This is a genomic window from Streptomyces sp. C10-9-1, assembly GCF_024497955.1.
GTDB lineage: Bacteria > Actinomycetota > Actinomycetes > Streptomycetales > Streptomycetaceae > Streptomyces > Streptomyces sanyensis.
On record NZ_JANHKP010000001.1, the window covers coordinates 333,505 to 356,988 of the forward strand.

Consider the following 23,484-nt stretch of genomic DNA (forward strand, 5'->3'; position numbering starts at 1 on the left):
CATGCGTGTGCCGCGGGAGCGGAACCACGCCCAGGTCGGGCCAGGCCAGGTGAGGTCTGGTCAGGTCAGGCGGAAGACCGGGCCCTTCGGGGTGAACGGCAGCGAGGCGCCCAGCGGCACGAGGTAGGCGTGCTCGCGGCGCACCCGCAGCACGTCGCACCAGCCGTCGGTGATGACCAGCACCGGCGCGTCCGGCGGGAAGTCCCGGGCGCGGTGCAGCAGGTCGATCCCCGGCTGGAGCACGGTGCCGCCGCGCCCGCGCACCCGGACCCGGCCCGCGATCTCGCTCGGCGGGAGGTACCCGGCGTCGTAGGCGGCCGCGTCGCAGAACACCACCCGGGCCGCCGGGACGTCGCGGGCCTCGGCGTAGGAGGCGATCGCGCCGAGGGCCTTGCCCAGCAGGGGCGTGCCCATGGAGCCGGAGGTGTCGAGGACCACGCCGAAGGTGCAGCGCGGCACCTCCTCCTCGGGGAAGTACCGCCCGGCGCGCGGGATGCCGGGCGTGGATGCCTGGCGGCGGGAGGGGCGGGCGTAGGAGCGCACGGGCTCCGGGCGCGGGACGTAGGCGTCGAACCAGCGCGCCAGGCGGGCGTCCCACGGCACGGGCGGGTGGGCGAGGGTGCGGATCTCCTGCACCAGCCCGGCGGGCAGCAGCCCCCGCTCCCCCGCGCAGTGCAGCTCGAAGCCCTGGGTCAGGCCGCGGCGGTAGAACTCGTCGAGGTCCGTGTACGGCTTCGCGCCGGGGTGCGGGAGGGCGTCCCCGAGGATGTCGCCCGCGTGCCGGCCGCGCAGGGTGGCGAGGCGCCGGTGGCGGCGCAGGTCGGTGGCGATCCGGTCGTGGACCTCCTCCACCGACAGGCCCGCCAGCGCGGGGTCGTGGAGCAGCCCTTCGGGCATGTCGCCGACGCGCATCTCCACCAGCCAGCCGTTGACGACGTAGTCGGCGGCGACGTTGAACAGGAACGGGTCGCGCGGACCGCGGCGCTCGCCGTGGCGCAGGGCGGCGTGCAGCATCTCGTGGGCGAGGACGAAGCGCCACTCCCCGTCGGTGAGGGTGCGCAGCGGGTTGACGTAGATCTCGCCCGCCACCGCGCTGACCGCGGCGATCGCGATGCCCTGGGCGCGGGCGAGTTCGGCGTCGGCGACGACCGTGAGCCCGGCGGCGAGGCCGCCCAGCAGCGGGTAGGAGGAGACGAACCAGTTGAGGGCGCGGTCCCAGGGACGCTGGGGCAGGCGCTCGCCCGTCCTGCGGTCCCGCCGCCCGCCCGCGTCGTCCATCGAGGCCGAGACGCTGCGGGTGAGGGCATGGGCGAAGGCGGTCTCCCAGTCGGGCGGGGTGCTGCCCTCCCATGACGGCCAGGTGACGAGGAGCTGGTCGGGGTGCTCCCCGGCGGTTCCGCAGTGCTCGAAGGCGGCCGGGATGCCGTCGCGGCGCCAGCGGGCGGCGAGTTCGGCCTCGTCGCCGCCCGGGTAGCTCCCGGGCAGGTGGTCGGGGGCGCGGCCGACGGGGAAGGTGAGCAGGAAGCGGTTGACCACGGCGCAGCGCGCGGCGCGTGCGAAGCGGTCGGGCTGGGTGCGCACGCGCTCCGTGGAGGCGGGGACGTGGCCGAAGCCGAGGTGGAGCAGGCAGTGGGCGAGGCTCCAGGCCCACTGGGCGGGCTCGGCCCGCTTGGTGGGGTGGACGTGGACGACTCCGCCGGAGTCGACGGCCGCGAGCCCGCCCGCGGGGGTGCGGGCGCACTTCTTCCGGCGGCAGACCTCCGCCTCCACGGCGGCGAGGGCCGGGTTGCGCTTGACCAGGGCGAGCCCGGCGGCGAAGGCCTCGGCGGCCGGGTCCGGGCGGTCGCGCCTGCCGCCGTGGCCGCCGCTCACCGGCGGGCCTCCACCAGGCGGGGCATGTCGCGGGCGGCCTCGACGAGGAACCAGGAGGGCAGCACGGGCAGGCCGTCCGCGTCGTCGGCGATCACGGTCTGGGCGACCTCGACGGAGATCTCGGCGAGCTGGACGAGCAGCGCCTTGGCCCGGTGCGCGGTCTGGCGCAGCGCCGGGGAGACGTGCTCCTTCTGCCGGGGCAGCTCCTTGACGAGCCGTCCGCGGAAGGCGTCGGCCAGGTAGTAGAGCAGGTCGCGGTCCTGGAGCCGGGTGGGCCAGGAGGCGTCGCCCTTGAGGATCGCCTCGATGCCGAAGGTGTGGCGGACGATCTTGGCGTAGCCGCAAAAGGAGACGGCGTGGGCGGGTGTGAGCGTGCCGTGGACGACCACCCGCAGGGTGTCCTCGTCGATGCCGGACCCGAAGGAGTGCAGGGCGTCGGAGAGCATGTGCCAGGAGCGGGGCGTGGAGAAGGGCTCCTCGGTCTTGGGCGGCTGGGACCACAGGTGGTCGGGGCGGTCGGTGAGGTAGTCGGTCACCCAGGGGTGGATGCCGTGGGCGCCCGCCCAGACGAGCCAGTCGGCGGCGGAGGCCCGCAGGTGGACGTGGGTGAGCCGGTTGACGAGCGCCGAGGCGATGGGGCGGGCCAGGGCGTTGTCGGTGGCCCGGTTGCCGGCGCCGACGACGATGGAGCCCTCGGGCAGCTCGTAGGAGCCGATCCGGCGGTCCAGGATCAGGGAGTAGAACGCCTTCTGGACATCGGGCGAGGCGGCGTTGAGCTCGTCGAGGAAGAGGCAGTACGGCTCGGAGCGGGCGATGGCCTCGGGCGGGCAGAACACCGAGCGGCCGTCGCGGATCTGGGGGACGCCGATCAGGTCCTCCGGGGCGAGCTGGGTGCCGAGCAGGCTCACGCACTCCAGCCCGAGCGAGTCGGCGAAGCCGCGCACCAGGGAGGACTTGCCGATGCCCGGTGCTCCCCAGAGGAAGACGGGCCGCACGGTGGCGAGCCCGAGCAGCAGTTCGGGGACCTGGGCGGGAGTGACGGTCACGGCAGCCTGCACGGGCGGGAGTTCCTCTGTTCGACCAACGGCGGTCCGCCCAGTGTGGGAAGCGCGGGCGCCGGGCGCAGCCGATTTTCGTGCGGCGGGAGGCGCGCGGCGGGGGCGGGGGCGGGCCGTGGTTGTCGCGCTCGTCCGCGAGTGCGCCCTCTACCCGGTAGATGGCGGAACTCCGTGCTTTTTACACCCGGTTCACCTGAACGGGGGATGGAACTTGATATCGTCCCCATGACCGATGGCAGCCGAAACGGGGTGAATTCGACGCTGCCCGGTCTGAGGACATCGCTATCGTTCCACTCGCTGGTAACGAGCTGAACGGGGGGACGGGGGAAGCGGCCGCGGTGCCGGGCCCCCGGGCGGACGGCACGTGCTGCCGGTCCGGCAAGGGGGCCGGAGCGGTCGCGGCCGCCACAGGGTGCGCCCGCGCACGCTCGCGCGCCCTCGCGCGTCGGCTCCGCGCCTACTGAACCGAACAGGTGAGACACGTCTTATGGCACGTTCCCTGGTCGACCTGCTGACCGAGCACGCCGATCGACAGCCGGACCGCACCGCGTACCGCTTCCTCGTCACGGGCGAGAGCGACGGCGAGGTCCGGGAGCTCTCCTACCGCGCCCTCGCCACACGCTCCCGGGCGATCGCCGCCCGGCTCCAGGACCGGGGGCTCGCCGGGTCACGGGCCATGCTGCTGTACCCGCCGGGCCTGGAGTTCGTCTGCGGGTTCCTCGGCTGCCTGGCGGCCGGGGTCACCGCCGTCCCGGGTGTCCCCCCGCAGGGCCGCTCGGACAACCGCCGCGCCCTGAACCGGATGAGACGGCTGATCGACGACGCGGACGCCGGTGTCGTCCTCGGCGGCCGGGAGACGATCGCGGCACTGGACGGCATGGCCGCCCACCTGCCCGACCTGGCGGACGTCCCCCGCGTCGCCACCGAGGACATCCCCGACGAGGCCGCGGCCTCCTGGCGCGAGCCGGGCGTCGGCGAGGGGGACCTGGCCTTCCTCCAGTACACCTCCGGGTCCACCTCCGCACCCCGCGGGGTGATGGTCACCCACGGCAACCTGATGGACAACGAGCGGGTGCTGACCCGGCAGATGGGCCACACCCCGGAGATCCTGGCCGAGCACGCCAACGAGCTGTTCGTCAGCTGGCTGCCCGTCTACCACGACATGGGGCTCATCGCCCCGGTGCTGAACACCTTCTTCCTCGGGGCGACGAGCACCCTGTTCTCCCCCCTGCACTTCCTCCAGCGGCCGGACCGCTGGCTCACCGCGGTCAGCCGCTACCGCCCCTACAGCAGCGGCGGCCCCAACTTCGCCTACGAGCTGGCGCTGAAGCACGCGACCCCCGCGTTCGTCGACGGGCTCGACCTGAGCGCCTGGAAGCTGGCGTTCAACGGCGCCGAGCCGGTGCGCCCGGCCACGCTGCGCAGGTTCGCCGCGACCTTCGGCCCGGCCGGGTTCCGCCGGGAGGCGCTGTACCCCTGCTACGGGCTCGCCGAGGCCACCCTGATGGTCAGCGGCGGCCCGGTGGGGGCACCGCCGGTGCTGCTCGACGCGGCGGAGGCCGGGCGCCCGCGCCTCGACCCGGCCGATGCGGCGGCCGTCGGCTGCGGGCGGCCCGGGGAGGGCGTGACCGTCGCCGTCGCGGACCCCGAGCGGAAGGTGGAGCTGGCGGACGGCGAGACCGGCGAGATCTGGGTGGCGGGGGCGAGCGTGGCCAAGGGCTACTGGCGCAACGCCGTGGCCACCCGCGAGACCTTCCGGGCCTCCTTCGCCCCCGGCCCGGACGGCACCCGCCGCGAGGGGCGCTTCCTGCGCACCGGTGACCTGGGGTTCCTGCGCGGCGGGGAGCTGTTCGTGACCGGGCGGCTGAAGGACCTGATGGTGCTCGACGGCCGCAACCACTACCCGCAGGACCTGGAGCTGGCCGCGGAGTCCGCCCACCCCGCGCTGCGCCCCGGCTGCACGGCGGCGTTCTCCGTCGACGGCGGGGCGGAGGGCGAGCGGCCGGTGCTCGTCGCGGAGACCGAGCCCGACATGGCGGGCGAGGCCGAGAAGATCGCGGACGCCGTCCGGGCGGCGGTCGGCGACGCCTGCGGGCTGCCGGTGCACGACGTGGTGCTGGTGCGGCCCGGCACGATCCCGAAGACCTCCAGCGGGAAGATCCAGCGCCGCGCGACGCGCACGGCCTACCTCGGCGGGACGCTCGCGGTGCTGGAGGCACCCGTCGTGAGCTGACGCCCGGGCCCCGGGCACCCCGGGCCCACCCGCCCGGCGGTGCCCGGGGCACCGCACCCGCCACCACCGCCGGGGGGACCGCGCGCCGTGCGCGGGGCCCGGGGCGGCCGAGGGCGGCCGCCCGTGCGCCGGGACACGCCCCGCTGCCCCCTCCCAGACCACCACCCACCGAGCCAGGACACGCGAGGACACCTGCCAGATGCCTGCGAACGCGACCCCGAAGCAGCCCAGCTCCTCCGGCTCCTCGCCGTCCGGCCCCGCGGCCCCGTCCCCCGAGGAGGTGCGCGGCTGGCTGGTCGCGGCGGTGGCCGAGGCCACCGGGACCCGCCCGTCCGCCGTCGACCCCGAGCGGCCCCTGGCCGAACTCGGGCTCGGATCCCGCCAGCTGGTGACCCTGGCGGCGGGCCTCGCGGAGCACGTCGACCGGCCGCTCAACCCGGCGCTGCTCTTCGACCACCCCACGATCACGGCGATCGCCCGGGCCGTGGCCGGGCCGCCCGCCCCGCACGGGGCACCCCAGGCGGCGCCCGCGCCCGGGACCGGCGCCCCGGACGCCCCGGCGGAGCAGCAGGACATCGCCGTGGTCTCCATGGCCTGCCGCTTCCCGGGCGGGGCGGACGACCCCGAGTCGCTGTGGCGGCTGCTGTGCTCCGAGGAGGACGCCGTCACCGAGGTGCCCCCCGGCCGGTGGGACACCCGGGGCCTGCACGACCCCGACCCGGAGGCCGCCGGCACCGCCTACAGCCTCCGCGGCGGCTACCTGGCGGACATCGACCGCTTCGACGCGGCCTTCTTCGGGATATCCCCGCGCGAGGCCGAGGCGATGGACCCGCAGCAGCGGCTGCTGCTCCAGACCGCCTGGGAGGCCGTCGAGCGCGCCGGGATCGTGCCCGGCACCCTGCACGGCAGCTCCACGGGCGTCTACGTCGGCCTCTACGAGAGCGGCTACCTCGCCTCGGCGGGCCTCGACCGGCTCGACGGGCACGTGGGCACCGGCTCCGCGCCCAGCGTCGCCTCCGGCCGGATCGCCTACAGCCTCGGGCTCCAGGGCCCGGCCGTCACCGTCGACACCGCCTGCTCGTCCTCGCTGGTCGCCCTCCACCTCGCCGCCCGCGCACTGGCGGCGGGCGAGTGCGACCTGGCGCTCGCGGGCGGCGCCACCCTGCTGGTGACCCCCCGCGGGCACGTGGAGTTCAGCCGGCTGCGCGGCCTGTCCCCCACCGGCCGGTGCAGCGCCTTCTCCGCCGACGCCGACGGGGTGGTGTGGGCCGAGGGCTGCGGGCTGGTGCTGCTCAAGCGGCTGGCGGACGCCCGGCGGGACGGCGACCGGGTCCTCGCCGTGGTCAAGGGCTCCGCGGTCAACCAGGACGGCCGCAGCCAGGGACTGAGCGCCCCCAACGGCCCCGCGCAGGAACGGGTGGTGCGCGCCGCCCTGGAGAGCGCCGGGCTGCGGCCCGAGGACATCGACCACGTGGAGGCGCACGGCACCGGCACCCGGCTCGGCGACCCCGTCGAGGGAGGCGCGCTGGCGGCCGTCTTCGGCCCGGGGCGCCCCGCGGACCGGCCGCTCGGCGTCGGCTCGCTGAAGTCCCGCATCGGTCACACGCAGGCCGCGGCCGGTGTCGGCGGGGTCATCGCGACCGTGCTGGCCCTGGGCCGGGAGCGGATCCCCGCCTCGCTGCACACGGGGCGGCCCACCCCGCTCGTGGACTGGGCCGGGGGCGGCATGCGGCTGCTGGACGCCCCGCGGGACTGGCCCCGCACCGCGGACCGCGTCCGCCGGGCCGGGGTGAGCGCCTTCGGCATCAGCGGCACCAACGCCCATGTGGTGCTGGAGGAGGCCCCCGCCGGACCCGGCGCCGGGTCCGCCGACCCGGGGCGGCCGGACGCGGGGTCCACCGCCCCGGGGCGACCGGACGCCGGGGACGCGCGCCCCGGGGCCGGACCGCGCCTGTTCCCCCTCTCGGCCCGGAGCCTGCCCGCGCTGCGCGGCCAGGCCGCCCGCCTCGCCGGAACCCTCGCCGCCGCACCAGAACTGACGCCCGGGCAGGTCGCGGGCACGCTGGCCCACCACCGCACCCACTTCCCCCACCGGGCGGTCGTCCTGGCCGGTGACCGCGAGGAGCTGACGGCGGCGCTGCGGGGTCTCGCGGAGGGGGCCGAGGACGACGCGCGGGTGGTCCTGGCCGAGGAGCCGGCCCCCCGGGACCCGGGGAGGACGGCCTTCGTCTTCCCCGGCCAGGGGTCCCAGTGGGCGGGCATGGCCCGGGACCTGCTGGCCGGCTCCCCCGTGTTCGCCGAGGCGCTCGACCGCTGCGACGCGGCCCTGCGGCAGTTCACCGACTGGTCGGTGGCGGCGGTCCTGCGCGGTGAGGCGGGCGCCCCGTCCCTGGAGCGGGTGGACGTGGTGCAGCCGGTGCTGTTCGCCGTGGGCGTGTCGCTGGCCGCCGTGTGGCGGGAGCGCGGCGTCCGGCCCGACGCCGTCGTCGGTCACAGCCAGGGCGAGGTGGCCGCGGCCTGTGTGGCGGGGGCCCTCAGCCTCAACGACGCGGCGGCCGTGGTCGCCCTGCGCAGCCGCGCGCTGACCGCACTGTCCGGGTCGGGCGGCATGGCGGTGGTCGGCCTGCCGCACGGGGAGGTGGCGGCCCGCCTGGCCGACTCCGGCGGTGCGCTCTCCGTCGCCGCGGTGAACAGCGGCCGGTCCACCGTGGTGGCCGGACCCGTCGCAGCGCTCACCGCGCTGCTCGGCTCCCTCGACGCGGAGGGGGTCTTCGCCCGCCGCCTGGCCGTGGACTACGCCTCCCACTGCGAGCTGGTCGAACCCGTGCGCGAGGAGATCCTCGACGAACTCGACGGGGTGACGGCCTGGCCCGGCTCCGGCGCCACCTGGTACTCGACGGTGACCGGCGAGCCGGTCACCGGGGAGCAGGAGGCGGAGTACTGGTACCGCAACCTGCGCGAACCGGTCCGCTTCGCGGACACGGTCGAGCGGATGGCGGCGGACGGCTACCGGACCTTCGTCGAACTCTCCCCCCACCCCTCGCTGCTGACCGCGCTGCGCACGGTCGCGGAGGAGACCGGTGCCGCGGCCGGAGCGGACGACGGGCGCCCGGCGCTGCTCGCCGTCGGCTCGCTGCGCCGCGAGGAGCCGGCGGCCCGCTGCCTGGAGAGGGCCGCCGCCGAACTCCACGCGGGGGGAAGGCCGGTGGACTGGCGGGTGCTCGCCCCGGCACCGCCGTCGCCCGCCGCACTGCCCACCTACGCCTGGGACGCGCAGCGCTTCTGGTCGCAGCCCGCGGCGGCCGCCCAGGGCCCGGGGCTGTTCGAGCGTGCGGCCCATCCGCTGCTGGGCGTGCAGTTGCAGTCCCCGGACGAGAGCCGCTGGACCTTCCGCGGCGAGTGGTCGGCCGCCACCGCCGAGTGGCTGGGCGACCACACGGTCTTCGGACGCACCGTCGTGTCGGGCACGACCGTGCTGGAGCTGTGCCGGGCCGCGCTCGCCGCCGCCCGGCCGGGGGCCGAGGTCGCGGACCTGTTCCTGGCCGCGCCCCTGGTGCTGCCGGACTCCGGCACGGTGGAGGTGTCGGTGGAGGTCGCCGCCGCGCCGGGGCAGGTGCCCGGGGGCGGGGGCCCGGAGGTCACCGTGCACAGCCGCCCGCGGGGCCGGGAGGCCGCCGGATGGAGCCTGCACGCCACCGCGGTCGCGGCGGAAGCGGCGGGCGGCGCGGCGCAGGGCCCGGCTCCCTCATGGCCCGAGGACGCGGCGCCCGCCTGGGGGCCGGACGCCTACGAGCGGCTGGCCGCCCGGGGGCTCGGCTACGGTCCCGCCTTCCGCGGCGTCCGGGAGGCCGTCGCCACCGGGGACGGTGCCCTGCTGGCCCGGCTGTCCCTGCCGTCCGCGGCCCGTGCGGACGCCGAGCCCTACCCCGTCCACCCGGCGCTGCTCGACGCGGCGCTCCAGGTGGCCACCGCCTTCGACCAGGGCGCGGCGGACGGGTCCGGCGGGCGGGTGCTGCTGCCCGTCGCCGTGGGCCGCTGCACCCTGCCGCCCGGAGCGGGGGGCGAACTCCTCGCCTCGGTGCGCCGGTCCGCGGACGCGGCGGGGGACCTCGCGCTGGACGTGCTGCTGTGGGACGCCGACGGGCTGCCGGCGGGGCGCCTGGAGGGCGTGCGGCTGCGGGCCGCCGCGCCCGCCGACCTGCACAGCGCCTCGGAGGCAGGGCGGAACCTGTACGAGGTGGCGTGGAGCGCGGTGACCGGGCCCGGGGAGGACGCCTCCCGGGAGCCCGGTGCGGCGGCCGAGGGGCCCCGCGGCGGGTGGGTGGTGGCGGGCGGCGCCCGCGACCCGCTGGCGGCCGGCGCCGCCCGGGCGCTCGGCGCGCGGACGGCCGACGGGGACCCGGCCGCGGAGGCCGACGCGTCCGCGGGCAGCGCCCCGTCGCCGGACCCGCTCCCCGGGGCGGGCGGGGAGCCTGCGCCCGGCGCGGTCCGGGTGCGCTTCTGGCCCTCGGCCGCGGGCGGCGGGCCGTCGCCCGCACCGGAGGACGGGGAATTCCCCGCCGCACTGCGCGCGCTGGCCGAAGAGGCCCTGGACGAGCTGCGATCGCTGCTGTCCGCGCCGCCCGGCGGGGCACCGGAGCGCACCGTCTGGGTGACCTCCGGCGCGGTCGCCGCCGCGCCCGGGGACACCGTGCCCTCGCTCGCCGCCTCGGTGCTGTGGGGGCTCGCCCGCAGCGCCCGCGCCGAGCACCCGGAACTGGGGCTGACCCTCCTCGACCTGGACCCCGGCCCGGGCCTGGGCCTCGACCCCGGCCCCGGTGCCGACCCGGACCCCGGCCCCGGTGCCGACCGCCCGGCGGAGGAGGGCGCACCGGGCGCGGCCACGGCTGCGCAGGACGGCGCGGCAGCCGCCGCGACGGCCCTGGCCAGGGCCGCGGCGCTCGCCGACGAACCCGAACTCGCCCTGCGCGGCGGGGTGCTGCTGGTTCCCCGCCTGGTGCGGTCCCGTCCCGCGGGCGGCCCTCGGGAGCCGCATCCCGCCGCGGGACCCGCGGAGCCGTCCCCGGGGCACCTGCCCGTCCCCACCGGCGGCACGGTCCTCGTCACCGGCGGCCTGGGGGCCGTCGGCCGCCGGATCGCCGCCCTGCTCGCCGAGCAGGGGGTGCCCCGGCTGCTGCTCACCTCCCGCCGCGGGGAGTCCGACCCGCGGGCCGCCGAAGTGGCGGCCGAACTCTCCGCGCTGGGCGCCGAGGTGGAGGTCGCGGCCTGCGACACCGGGGACGGCGAGGCGGTGGCAGCGCTCCTCGACCGCCTCACGGAGCGCGACGGCGCGTCCCCGCACGGACCCGAGGACGCCGGTGGCGGCGGGTCGCACCGGGAGCTGCGCGGCGTCGTGCACTGCGCGGGCGTCCTGGCCGACGGAGCCGTCGCCGAGCTGACCGGGGAGCAGCTCGCCCAGGTGCTGCGCCCCAAGGCCGACGGCGCCGCCCACCTCCACCGTCTCACCCGGCACCTGCCGCTGGAGCTGTTCCTCCTGGTCTCCTCGGCGGCCGGGGTCGTGGGCAGCCCGGGACAGGCCAACTACGCGGCGGCCAACGCCTTCCTGGACCAGCTCGCCCACCACCGCAGGGCCGCGGGTCTGCCCGGCGTGTCGGTCTCCTTCGGGGCCTGGGCGGGCGAGGGCCTCGCCGCCGCCCACGCCGATCTGGCGCGGATGGCGCGGCTCGGCCACCGGTCGCTCTCCCCCGGCCAGGGCCGCGACCTGGTCGAGCTGGCGCTGTGGCGGGACGCCCCGCACACGGTCGCCACGGCGCTCGACCTGCCGCGGCTGCGCGAGGCGGTCCAGGCCGCCGGGGGCGGCCCCGCCGCGGCGCTGTGGCGCACCCTGCTGCCCGCGCCGCCTGCCGCGGCCGCGGGCACCGCCCTGGCGGACCGGCTCGCCCGGCTGAGCGAGGCCGAACGCGCGGAGCGGGTGGCCGCGCTGGTCCGCGAGGAGGCGGCCCGGGCGCTGGGCCTGCCCTCCGCCGCCGCGGTCCCCGCGGACCGGCCGCTGCGGGAGCTCGGCATGGACTCGGTGACGGCGGTCGAGCTGCGGGGCCGCATCGGGACGCGGATCGGCGCCCGGCTCCCCGCGACCCTGCTGTTCGACCACCCGACCCCGGCGCGGCTCGCCGCCCACCTGCTGCGCACCGCGCTGGCCGCACCGGGCGGCGGGCCGGCGGCCACCGCCGTGCGCCCGGCCGCCGCCCGGCACGGTGCCGGGGAACCCGTCGCCGTGGTGTCCATGGCCTGCCGCCTGCCGGGCGGCGTGCGGGACCCGGAGGGGCTCCGGGACCTGCTCGGGGCGGGAACCGACGCGATCGGCCCCTTCCCGCGGGACCGGTGGGACGTCGAGGCGCTGTACGACCCCGACCCGGAGGCCCCGGGCAAGTCCTACGCCCGCGAGGGCGGCTTCCTCGACGACATCGCCTCCTTCGACGCGGCGTTCTTCGGCATCACCCCGAAGGAGGCCGCCGCCATGGACCCGCAGCAGCGCCTGCTGCTGGAGACCTCCTGGGAGGCGCTGGAGCGGGCGGGCATCGTGCCCGGCCGCCTGGCGGGCACGAGCACCGGCGTCTACGTCGGCATGTTCGCCAGCGAGTACCTCGCGGGCTCCCCCCTGGACCGGCTGGACGGCTACGTCGGCACCGGCTCCGCGCCCAGCGTCGCCTCCGGCCGCCTCGCCTACACGCTGGGCCTCAACGGCCCGGCCCTGACCGTGGACACCGCCTGCTCCTCGTCGCTGGTGGCGGTGCACCTGGCCGCCCAGGGGCTGCGGGCGGGCGAGTGCGACCTCGCCCTCGCGGGCGGGGTGACCCTGATGGTCACCCCGGGGACCTTCGTGGAGTTCAGCCGCCTGCGCGGGCTGTCCCCCACGGGCCGCTGCCGCTCCTTCTCCGACGACGCCGACGGCGCGGTCTGGGCGGAGGGCTCGGGCGTCGTGGTGCTCAAGCGCCTGTCCGACGCGGAGCGGGACGGCGACGAGGTGCTGGCCGTGCTGCGCGGCACGGCCGTCAACCAGGACGGCCGCAGCCAGGGCCTGTCCGCGCCCAACGGCCCGGCGCAGGAGCAGGTGGTGCGCCGGGCCCTGGAGCTGTCGGGGCTCGCGCCGTCCGACATCGACTACGTGGAGGCGCACGGCACGGGCACCACGCTGGGCGACCCGATCGAGGCCAACGCCCTGTCCGCGGTGTTCGGCGGCACCCGCCCGCCCGGCCGCCCGCTGCTGCTCGGGTCGCTGAAGTCCAACCTCGGCCACACCCAGGCCGCTTCGGGGGTCGCGGGGCTGATCAAGGTGGTGCAGTCGCTGCGGCACGGCACGCTGCCGCGCACCCTGCACGCCGACCGGCCCAGCCGCCATGTCGACTGGGAGGACGGCGGGCTGCGGCTGCTCACCGAGCCCGCCGACTGGCCCGCCGCCCCCGGGCGGGTGCGGCGGGCCGGGGTGAGCGCCTTCGGCATCAGCGGCACCAACGCGCACGTGGTGGTGGAGGAGGCGCCGCGCGCCTCCTCGGCCGGGGCGGCCGCCCCGGAAGGAGCCCCGGCGGACGGGCGTCCGGAGCCTGCGGGCGAGGACGTGCCGCGGCTGTTCCTGCTCTCCGCGCGCAGCGAGGCGGCCCTGCGCGGCCAGGCCGGGCGGCTGTCCCGCCATGTGGCCGGGGACGTCCCGGTCGAGGACGTGGCCTACTCCCTGCTGCGGCACCGCTCGCACTTCGAGCGGCGGGCCGCGGTGGTGGCGGCGGACCGGGCGGAGCTGCGCTCGGCGCTGGACGCCCTGGCGGCGGGCCGCACGCCGGTGGCCCCGGCGTGCGAGGAGCGCAGCGGGAAGACGGCGTTCGTGTTCCCCGGGCACGGCGGCCAGTGGCACGGCATGGGCGTGGAGCTGATGGCCGCGTCGGGGCCGTTCCGCGAGGAGCTGCTGCGGATCGACGAGGCGCTGCGCCGCCGGGCGGGCTGGTCCGCGGTGGACGTGCTGCGCGCCCCGGAGGAGTTCTCCCCGCTGCACCGGACGGAGTTCCTCCAGCCCGTGCTCTTCGCCCTCGACGCGGCCCTGGCGGCGGCCTGGCGGGAGCTGGGGGTCGTCCCGGACGGGGTGGTGGGCCACAGCCTGGGCGAGATCGCGGCGGCCTACGCCGCGGGCGCGCTCCCGCTGGACGAGGCGGTGCGGGTGGTGACCGGGCGGGCCGAGGCCGTGGTGCCCCTGGTGGGCCAGGGCGGGATGCTCTCCGTCGAACTGCCGGAGCAGGAGGCGGCGGCGCTGCTGGAGCCGTACGCGGGGCGGCTGTTCGTCGCGGCCCTCAACGGGCCCCGGGCGACGGCGGTCTCCGGCGCGGCCGGGGAACTGGCCGAGCTGCGGCGCGCGCTGGAGGCGCGGGGGGTCGGCGTGCGGCGGCTGTCGACGCCGTTCGCCTCGCACACCCCGCTGATGGAGCCGCTGCGCGGGGAGCTGCGCGAGCGCTTCGCCGGGGTCCGCGGGACGGACGGCGGGGTGCCGCTGTACTCGGCGGTCCGCGCCGAAGCGGTGTCCGGGGAGGACCTGGACGCCGGCTACTGGTTCGCCAACCTCGCCCGGCCGGTGCGCTTCGCCGAGGCCGTGCGCCGGATGCTCCGGGACGGCTACCGCACCTTCGTCGAGCTGAGCCCCCATCCGTCGCTGAGCGCCGCGGTGCAGGCGGTGGCGGCCGAGGCCGGGGTGGAGGTGGTCACCGCCGGGTCGCTGGACCGGCGGCGCGACCGGGGGGACGTGCTGCTGCGCCGCCTCGGCGAGCTGTACACGGCCGGCCGCACGCCGGAGGGGGGCCGTCTCGCCGCCTCCGGCCGCCGCACCGCGCTGCCCGTCTACGCCTTCGACCGGACCCAGCACTGGCTGGCCCCCGCCCCGGCGGGACCCGCGGGGGTGTCCCCGCTGCTGGGGACGCATGTGGAGGCGAGCGACACCCCCGGGCGGCACCTGTTCCAGAGCGAGGTGGACCTGCGCGACGCCCGCTTCGCCTACCTGGCCGACCACCGGGTGGGCGGCGAGGTGTGGCTGCCCGCGTCCGCGTTCCTCGGCATGGCGCTGGAGGCCGCGGCCGCGGTGCGGGAACGGGACGCCGGGACGGCCGGGCAGGACGGGGGCGGTGCGCTGTCCGGCGTCCGGTTCGAGCGTCCGCTGCGGCTCCCGGCCGACCGGGCCGTGCGGCTGCAGCTGGTGCTCCGCCAGGAGCCGGACGGGCAGCAGGGGTTCACCGTCTCCTCGGCGCCCACCGGGGAGCGTCCGGTCCGCTGGGAGCGCCATGTCACCGGGCGGATCGCGCCCCATGCCCCGGACGGCGGCGGGGACGGGCAGGGTCCGGCGGAGCTGCGCGAGCGGTGTGCGGCCCCGGTGGACACCGCCGCCGTGTACGCCCGCCTCGCCGGGCTGGGCATCGAGTACGGGCCCGCGTTCCGGGGCCTTCGCGAGGGGTACCGCGGGCGGGGCGCGGCGCTCGGGCGGCTGGCCGCCCGGCCGGCCGACGGCCACCTGCTGCACCCCGCGGTCCTGGACGCCGCCTTCCACGCGGCCGCGCTGCCCGAAGGGGCACCCGAGGGGCGGCCGTTCGTACCTGCCGGGGCCGGCCTGGTCCGGTACACCGGGCGGGGCACCGCGCCGGTGAGGGTGGGCTGCGAGCTGCGCTCCGCCGGGGAGGACCGGGCGGTGGCGGACCTGCGCCTGTGGGACGCCGAGGACCGGCTGGTGCTGGAGTGCGAGGGGCTGGAGCTGGCCGCCCTGTCTCCGCTGGACGGCGCGCTGTTCGAGACCGTGTGGCGTCCGCGCTCCGCGCCCCGGGAACCGGCCGGGCAGGGGCGCTGGCTGATCCTCGCCGACGAGGGCGGGACGGCCCGGGACCTCGACGGGCTGCTCGGCTCCGGCACCCCGCGGGTGGTCGTCCGGCGCGGGCCGGGCTTCGCCGAGGAGGGTCCGGGGCGCTACGCGCTGGACCCGGCGGACCCCGGGCAGTTCGTCCGCCTGCTCGACGAGGCGTTCCCGGACGGTCCCCCCGAGCGGGTGGTGCAGTTGTCGGCGCTCGACACCCCGGCCGTCTCGGACGCCCCGAGCGCACGGGAGGCGGCCCGGCTGTGCTGCCTGGCCACCCTCCACCTGGTCCGGGCGCTCACCGGGCGGCCCGGCCCGGCGCCGCGGCTGTTCGTGGTGGTGCGCGGCAGCCAGGCGGCCCTGCCGGGCGACCGGGTGACGGCGCCGTGGCAGGCGCTCGCCTGGGGTTTCGGGCTGACCGTGGCGCAGGAGCACCCGGAGCTGGCGACCACCCTGGTGGACCTGCCCGCCTCCGGTGGCGCGGACGCGCTCTGCACCGAGCTGCGGCACGCCGACGGCGAACGGCTGGTCGCCCTGCGGGAGTCGGGGCGGCTGGTGCCCCGGCTGGCCCGCACCCGGCCGGACGGGAGCGGCGACGGTGCGGTCACCGCCGAGGGCGTGTACCTGGTCACGGGCGGGCTGGGCGGTCTCGGCCGCGTCGTGGCCGAGCGGCTGGCGGGCCTCGGGGCCCGGCGGCTGGCCCTGCTGGGGCGCGGCGCCCCCGCCCCGGAGGCCGAGGCGTGGATGGAGGAGCTCCGCGGGCGCGGAGTGGACGTGCGGGCGGTCCGCGCGGACGTGGCGGAGCGCGCGGGGCTGGCCGCCGCGCTGGACACCGTCCGCCGCGCACTCGGCCCGGTCACCGGGATCGTCCACACGGCCGGTGTCCTCGACGACGCGCCCCTGGCGGCGCTCACGGAGGAGCGGATGCTGCGGGTCCTGGCGCCGAAGGTGCTGGGCACGGCGCTGCTGGCCGAGCTGGTTCCGGAGGCGGAGAGCCTGGTGCTGTTCGCCTCGGCCGCGGGCCTGCTGGGCTCCGCGGGCCAGGCCCCCTACGCGGCGGCCAACGCCTTCCTCGACGCCTGGGCCCACCACTCGGGCTCCGGCGGGCGCCGGGCGCTCAGTCTGGACTGGGGGGCCTGGAGCGGCGTCGGCATGGCGGCGGAGTCCGGGGAGCGGGCCGCCGGTGTGCGCCGGTCCGGCCTGGTGCCCTTCTCGCCCCGGGAGGGCGGTGAGCTCTTCGCGCGGGTGCTGGGCAGTGAGCGGCGCCAGCTGGCGCCGCTGGCGGTGGACTGGGAGGTGCTCGGGCTCGATCCGGACGCCGTGCGCACCCGCCCGCTGCTGGCGGAGCTGGTGGCGACCCCGGCCGGGGACCCGGCCGAGGACGCCCTCGCCGCCGCGGTGCTCTCGGCACCGGCGGGCCCGGGCCGCGTCGCGCGGCTGGAGGCGTACGTGCGGGCCCGGGTCGGCACGGTGTCCGGCGGGGCCGTGGACGCCTCCTCGACCACGGCGCTGAAGGAGCTGGGGCTGGACTCGCTGATGCTGGTCCAGCTGCGCAACGCCTTCGCCCGCGAGCTGGGCGTGGAGCTCCCCGCCGCCGCGGTGTTCTCGGCCTCCGACATCCAGGGACTGGCCGGGGTGCTGGACGCCGCGCTCTCCGACGGCGCGGGTGCGGCCCCGGGCCGGGGGGACGCCGCCGGGGCCCCGGCGGCGGGCGGCGCGCCCGCCGAGGTGCCCGAGAGCGAACTGCGGCCCGCGACCCGGGACGTGGTGCGCCTGCTGCGCAGCGCACGGCCGGACATGCCGGGCGCCGCCCACGCCGTGGGGCTGGCGGTCCGGCTCCTCGCGCCGGTCACCCGGGAGGTCCTGGCGGCCGCCCTGGACCGGCTCGCGGCGCGCCACGCGGCCCTGCGGACGGCGGTCGTCGCCGGAGGGGACGCGGAGGCCGGCGGGACCGGCGGGACCGGCGGAGGCGGCTGGCGGCTGCGGGTGGACCGCGCGCCGGGCGGGCCGCTGCTGCGCTGGACCGGGGTGCGCCCCGGCGAGGGGCCCGCCGACCCGGCCGGGCGGCTCCGTGCCCTGCTGGAGCCGCCGTTCGACCTGGCGCGGCCGCCCCTGTGGCGGTTCGAGCTGCTGGACGGCGGCGAGCAGGGGCAGGTCCTGGTCTTCGGGGCGCACCACGCGGTGAGCGACCTGCAGTCGCTGCTGCTGGTCGCGGCGGAGCTGGACGCCGAACTGTCGGGCACCGTCCTCGGCGGCGAGGTGACCAACCGCGACGTCGACCTGCTGATCGAGGCGCAGCGGAGCGCCGGCACCCCGGACGCCGGGACCCGTGCCCGCGACGCGGCCTGGCGGGAGGCGTTCGAGGGCAGCGGGCGGCTGGACCTCGTGCCCCCGGAAGCCCGTCCCGCCACGCGCTCCTACCGGGCGGGCAGCGTCTCCGTCCCGCTCCCGGAGGGGCTGACGGACCGGGTCTCGGCGGCCGCGGGCGCCCTCGCGGTCACGCCCGCCGCCTTCTGCCTGGGCGTGCTGACGGTGCTGCTGGCACGCAGGCGCAACCGCGAGCGGTTCGTGCTGGCCGTGCCCGTGGACACCCGTGTCCACGCCGACGCCTTCGAGGCGGTGGGCTTCTTCGGCGTACCCGTCCCGTTCCCCGCGCAGGCGGGTCCGGCGGAGGCGGTCGCCGACGTGCTGCGCCGCACCGACGCGCGGCTGGAGCAGGTCCTCGGCAAGGGGACGGCGTTCACCGACACCCTGGCGACGCTGGCGCGCCAGGGCCTGTACCGCGAGAACGCCCCGCTGGTGGAGGTGTACTTCAACTTCGTCCGCTCCGCCGCCCGCGGCCTGTCCCGGATGGAGGTGCTGCCCGCGGGCACGGGCTGGTCCGACCTGGACCTGATGGTGACCATGACCCCGGACGCCGGGCGGGTCCGGCTCGACCACAACCTCGACATCCTCGACGAGGACGCGGTCTCCGCACTGGCCGGGGACTTCCTGGACTTGCTCGACGAGGCGGCCCGGCATCCGGCGGCGCCGGTGGGCGGGGCCCGTCCGGCCGGGGAGGGCGGCGCGCCCGCAACCCTCCCGGCCGTCGCGGAGGACGCGGGCGGGGCCCCGCTCCCCGACGGCGGCCCCCCGCGCGGCCGCACCCTGGCCCTGGCGGCCACCTTCGCCCTCGGCCATCTGCCGCTGATGTGCGCGACCGCCCTCGCCGACGGGGAGCCCGGGCCCGCTCCGGTGATCGCCGAGGCGCCGTACCACCAGGTGCTGGCGAGCCTGCGCGACCCCTCGGGGGTGTTCGCGGACCCGGACGCGGCCGCCGGGGTGGTGCTGCTGCGCGCCGGCGACCTCGCCCGCTTCGGGCCGGTGGACGACGCGCTGCTCTCGGAGCTGGGACAGGCCTACCCGGCCGCGCTGCGGGAGCTCGCGGCCCGCACCCGCAGGCCGCTGGTGGTCGGCCTCCTGCCCTCCGCACGCCCCGAGCCGCGCTTCGCGGCCTGGGAGCGCCAGGTGGCCGAGGCGCTGCGCGGGGTACCCGGGATCGCCGTCGTCACCGCGGAGTCCTGGACGGACGGGCACGCCGTCGGCGAGCTCTTCGACGAGCGCACCGAGCGGCTGGCCCACCTCCCGTTCACCCCGCCCTTCCAGGCCGCGGTCGCGCTCCGCCTCGCCGGGGTCCTGCGGGCGGCCCTGCGCCCGGCGCCGAAGGTGATCGCGGTGGACGGCGACGAGACGCTGTGGGGCGGGGTCGCCGGCGAGGCGGGGCCGGAGGCGGTGGACCTGGGCGGCCCGCGGGCCGAGCTGGCGCGGCGGCTGCTGCGCTGGCATGCCGCGGGCACGCTGCTGGTGCTCGTCAGCAACAACGACGAGGACACGGTCCGCTCCGTGCTGAAGCGCCCGGACAGCCTGCTGGCGGCCGAGCACTTCGCGGTCGTCTCGGCCGCCTGGGGCCCGAAGCCGGACCGGCTGGCGCAGGCGGCCTCGGCACTCAACCTGGGCCTGGACAGCTTCCTGTTCCTGGACGACAACCCGGCCGAGATCGCCCGGATGCGGGCGGCGCTGCCGCAGGTGCTGTCCGTGACCTGCCCGGCGGGTCCCGGGCTGGAGGGGTTCCTCGACCGGTTGTGGCCGCTGGTACCGGTCGCGGCGACGGCGGAGGACGCCCTGCGGGCCCGCTTCTACCGGGAGGAGCGCGAACGCGACGCGGTGCGCGCCCAGGCCGGGTTCGAGGAGTTCCTTGCGGAGCTGGGGCTGGAGGTCGAGGTGCGGCCCCTGCACGAGGAGGACGTGCCCCGGGCCGAGCAACTGGTGCGCCGCACGAACCAGTTCACCCTGCGGGCCCGTTCGGCGGACGGCGGCGACGTCGCGCGCTGGCGGCGGCGGGGCGAGGTGTGGACGGCCTCGGCACGGGACCGGTTCGGCGACTACGGGCAGATCGGACTGCTGGCCGTGCGCCCCGAGGGCGAGCGGCTGGAGGTCGAGGCCTGGCTGATGAGCTGCCGTGCCCTGGGCCGCGGGGTGGAGGAGCGGCTGCTGGGCCGGCTGGCGGACCGGGCGGAGGAACTGGGCTGCTCGGCTGTGCGGTTCACCGCGGAACGCACCCCGCGCAACGAGCCGGCCCGCCGCATCGTGGCCGCCCTGGGCGGGGGCGCGGTGCAGGACGAGCGGCTGGAGGCGGTGGTCGCACCGGAGCGGCTGCGGGAGTTCCGCTCCTGGCGGCAGCGGTGACGGGCGGCGGGACGGCCCGCGGGACGGACGGGGCGCAACGGGCGTGCGGCACGCGCACGGCCGGGCGGCGGCCTGGTGGACGGAAGGACCTGGCAGAGGGTGGAAGGCGCACATGGGTGAGGTGAACGACGCACCGGCGGACGCCGGGGCGGCCCGCCGGACGGCGGAGGAGATCGAAGGGGGAGGCAGCGGTCTCGGCGTGGCCGAGCTGCTGGCGAAGGTGGCGGCCGCCTCCCGGCCGCCGGCGGCCGGGGCGGATCCGGGCCCGCCGGGCGGCGGGCTGCCCGGTGCGGCGCCGGACGCGGGCGGGGGCTCCCCCGCCGCGCCGTCCGTGCCCGCCTTCACCGGCGGCCCGGACGAGCTGGCCTCGGCGATCGCCGAGGCGGCGGGGCGCCACCTGCCGGACGGGGTGCTCTCCCCGGACGCCGACTTCTTCGACGCGGGCGGGACCTCCGTCCAGGCGGTGGAGCTCATCGCCGCGCTCGGGCGGGAACTGGGCGTGGATCTGCCGCTGGACGAGGTGTTCGCCGACGCCCGCCCGCGCAGTCTGGCGCGGAGGTGGCTGGGCGCCGCGGACCCGGAGGCCGCCCGGCCCCCGACCGACGGCGCCGCCGCGGACCCCGGCGCCGCGGTGCCTCCGGCTACGGCGCTCCCGGTCCCGGCGCCCGCCCCCGCCGTGTCCGCGCCCGCGCCCGCGGGCAGAGGTGCCACCGGGGAGCCCGCAGGCGCCCGGCAGGAGGACCTGGACCAGATCCTGGCCGACCTCTCGCTCGCCGACCGGCTGCCCTGGACCGGTCCGCCCGAGCCGCTGCCCCCGCGGTGCATCCTGCTGACCGGGGCGACCGGCTTCCTCGGCAGCCATCTGCTGCTGGACCTGCTGCGCCACAGCGACGCCCGGGTGTACTGCCTGGTCCGGGGCGCCGACGAGGAGGCGGCCACGGCCCGCCTCGGCGAGGCGCTGCGCGGCTACGCGCTGCCCTGGTCCGCGGAGGTGCGCCGGCGGGTGACGGTGCTCCCGGGCGACATCCGCGAACCGCGCCTCGGGCTCGACGAGGAGCGCTGGGAGGCCCTCGCCCGCGAACTCGACTGCATCGTGGGCGTCGCCGCGGCGGTGGACTTCCTGCGCGGCTACCCCTCCCTGCGGCGCAGCAACGTGCTCGGCGCGCTGACCCTGGCCGAACTCGCCGCGACCGGGCGCCCCAAGCCGCTGCACCACATCTCCTCGATCGCGGTGTTCAACGAGGTCGGCATCACCTCCATGGGCGAGGACGACCCGCTGGCCCGGGCGGACCGGCTGATCGCGGGCTACGACCAGACCAAGTGGGCCGCGGAGGTGGCGCTGCGGCGCGCCCGCGACCACGGCCTGGTGGTCACCGCGCTGCGTCCGGGCGGCATCGGGGGCCACAGCAGGACCGGCGCCTACAACCCGCAGGACCTGAGCAGCGGGCTGATCTCCGCCTTCGGCCGGTTCCGCACCGTGCCCGCCTTCCGCTACCTCAACGCCGCCCCCGTGGACTGGGTGAGCCGGGTGGCCGCGGCGATCGTGTGCGAGCCCGACGCCTGGGGCTTCGACTACAACCTCACCGGTGTGCCCAACACCCTGGACGACGTGGTCCGGGACATGGCCCTCGGCGGCATGCACGTGCGCGTGCAGGACTGGGACGAGTGGCGCGCCGACACCCTGGAGCGCCTGCGGGCGGATCCGGTGCCCGAGCTGGAGTTCCTGACCCGGGTCCTGCAGAGCCCGACCGCCCTCAAGCTGTGCGAGGCGACCCTGAAGGGCCCGGCGGCCGTGGACGAGCGGACCGCGGCCCTGGTCCGGGCCCTGGGGCTGCCGCCCGCGGCCCGCTACGACGCCCGGGCGCAGCAGCGGACCTTCGAGCGGCTGAGCCGCGACGGCCTGGCCCGCCTGCCGCAGCGCGAGGACCCGCCCTACCTGTGGTTCCCCGAGACGTTGCAGGGCGCGGTGAGACCGGTGGGCTCGGCGGCGGACACCCCGTGCTCGCTGGCGCTCACCCTCTCCCTCGCCAGCATGTACCAGCTGGTGACCGAGCGCCGGGTGGACGTCGCGGGCGAACTGCTCTGCACCGCCCTCCATCCGCAGCCGCTGGCGGTGGAGCGCGGCGACGTGTGGGTGCGGCCCGAGGAGGGCATCCCCGAGGAGCACGGGATGCGCCATCCGCTGCTGCGCTACCGGCTGCTGCTGCGCGACGCGGACGGGGGCCGCTGGTGGCTGGAGGGGCGCAAGTACGCGCGCGCCCGCCGCGACCTGTGGCGGCAGACGCGGGCGCTCACCGTGGACATCGGCAGGCAGGACGGGCCGCCACTGCTGTCCGGGGAGGTCGTGGTGCCCGCCGACAGCTATCTGCGCGACCAGGTCGACGGCATCCGGGTCGACCCCCGCCTGACCGACCGGGAGAAGCGGGCGGCCAAACTCACCTGGCTCGCCTGGTTCGGCGCGGAGGTGGGCCGCGGTCTCCTCGGCCCCTTCGCCCGCGCCGCCGCCGACCTGCTGGACCTGCGCCGCGACCAGACCCCCAGGGAGCACCACCGATGATCCGCCGCACACGACGGCCCGCACCCCGGCCCGCGCTCCGCGCGGTGCGCACCGGCACCGCGCTGCGCCCGCTGCGCCACCGCCTGTCCCCGTCGGCCGTCGAGGACGTCCCGTTCCGGGCCGGGGACGGCGTGCGGCTGGGGCTGACCCGGATCCGCACCGCCGGGCGCCCGGCCGGACCGGCCGTACTGCTGCTGCACGGGCACACCGCCTCCTCGGACATGTTCCTGCTGCCCGAGACCCGCAACCTGGTCGACGTGCTGCTCGACGAGGGCTACGAGCCGTGGCTGCTCGACTGGCGGGGCAGCTGCCGGCTCCCCTACAACGAGACCGGCCGCCGGTACACCTACGACGACGTCGCCCTGTACGACATTCCGGGGGCCGTGGCACGGGTCCGGCAGGAGATCGGCGACCGGCCGCTGTTCGCGGTGGCGCACTGCATCGGCTCGCTGGCGCTGTCGATGAGCATGGCGGCGGGGCTGGTGCCGGGGCTCGCCGGTGTGGTCTCCCAGGGGGTGTTCCTCACCCCGAGGCTCGCGGGCCGCACCTCGCTGCGCATGACCCTCGCGGGGGAGCTGCTGAAGTCGCGGATCGACCACATCCCGGTGGACTTCCGCACGGTGGGCTTCCGCTCGAAGTACACGCCCCTGTTCGCGCTCGCCTCGCGACGGGCGGAGTGCCCCGACCCCACCTGCCAGATCCTGCACAACTCGGCCTGGGGAACGGGCGCCTCGCTGTTCGTGCACGAGCACCTGACGCGCACGACCCACGACCGCCTGGCCGAGCTGCTGGGCCCGGCGCCGCTGTGGATCCTGCCGCACCTGCGCCGGATCGAGCTGGCCCGCACCGTGGTCCGCTGGAACGACGGGGACCTGCGCTACCGCGCGCTGCCGCGGAACGCGCTGGACGCGGCGGGGGCGATCGACGCACCGGTGCTGCTGCTGTCGGGCAGCGAGAACGGGCTGTGGCTGGACTCGCAGGAGCTCTGCCACCGGGTACTGGCCCGCAGGCAGCCCCGGTTGGACGTGGCGTACACCGAGATTCCCGGCTACGGTCACCTCGACACGTTCCTCGGCAGGGGCGCCGCGCTGGACGTCTTCGGGCACATCGTCGAGTTCCTGGAGAAGCGCCGGTGACCGCCCCGGGGTGCCGCGCACGTCCCCGC

At 77.8% G+C, this 23,484-nt stretch carries 6 protein-coding genes; 4 read left to right on the forward strand and 2 right to left on the reverse strand.

Going from position 1 to position 23,484, the window contains the following annotated elements; all coding sequences use genetic code 11:
- Positions 1–60: 60 nt before the first annotated feature.
- A complete protein-coding gene (locus NPS70_RS01575) occupies positions 61–1,872 on the reverse strand; it encodes a hypothetical protein (protein ID WP_256521822.1) in 1,812 nt (603 codons plus the stop codon).
- The gene (locus NPS70_RS01580; RefSeq protein WP_256521823.1) at positions 1,869–2,930 is read right to left on the reverse strand and encodes a MoxR family ATPase; all 1,062 of its coding nucleotides are present in this window, start codon (positions 2,928–2,930) and stop codon (positions 1,869–1,871) included. The genes NPS70_RS01575 and NPS70_RS01580 overlap by 4 nt, the downstream gene beginning before the upstream one ends.
- 487 nt (positions 2,931–3,417) lie before the next feature.
- Here NPS70_RS01580 and NPS70_RS01585 point away from each other — a divergent pair, with 487 nt between their 5' ends.
- From NPS70_RS01585 to NPS70_RS01600, 4 genes are all read left to right on the forward strand, one after another.
- Positions 3,418–5,163, forward strand: coding sequence for a fatty acyl-AMP ligase (locus NPS70_RS01585; RefSeq protein WP_256521824.1), 1,746 nt, complete (start codon positions 3,418–3,420; stop codon positions 5,161–5,163).
- 199 nt (positions 5,164–5,362) lie between these two features.
- Positions 5,363–19,762, forward strand: coding sequence for a type I polyketide synthase (locus tag NPS70_RS01590; protein ID WP_256521826.1), 14,400 nt, complete (start codon positions 5,363–5,365; stop codon positions 19,760–19,762).
- A 112-nt stretch (positions 19,763–19,874) separates the two neighbouring features.
- On the forward strand, positions 19,875–22,319 hold the full coding sequence (locus NPS70_RS01595) for a thioester reductase domain-containing protein (protein ID WP_256521837.1): 2,445 nt from the start codon (positions 19,875–19,877) through the stop codon (positions 22,317–22,319).
- The gene (locus NPS70_RS01600; RefSeq protein WP_256521839.1) at positions 22,316–23,455 is read left to right on the forward strand and encodes an alpha/beta fold hydrolase; all 1,140 of its coding nucleotides are present in this window, start codon (positions 22,316–22,318) and stop codon (positions 23,453–23,455) included. Before NPS70_RS01595 ends, NPS70_RS01600 begins: the two co-directional genes overlap by 4 nt.
- Positions 23,456–23,484: the final 29 nt, after the last annotated feature.

Bases quoted from the DNA above. Each gene is read 5' to 3' on its own strand.
- NPS70_RS01600 (WP_256521839.1), top strand. From the start codon at position 22,316: ATGATCCGCCGCACACGACGGCCCGCACCCCGGCCCGCGCTCCGCGCG.
- NPS70_RS01595 (WP_256521837.1), top strand. From the start codon at position 19,875: ATGGGTGAGGTGAACGACGCACCGGCGGACGCCGGGGCGGCCCGCCGG.
- NPS70_RS01590 (WP_256521826.1), top strand. From the start codon at position 5,363: ATGCCTGCGAACGCGACCCCGAAGCAGCCCAGCTCCTCCGGCTCCTCG.
- NPS70_RS01585 (WP_256521824.1), top strand. From the start codon at position 3,418: ATGGCACGTTCCCTGGTCGACCTGCTGACCGAGCACGCCGATCGACAG.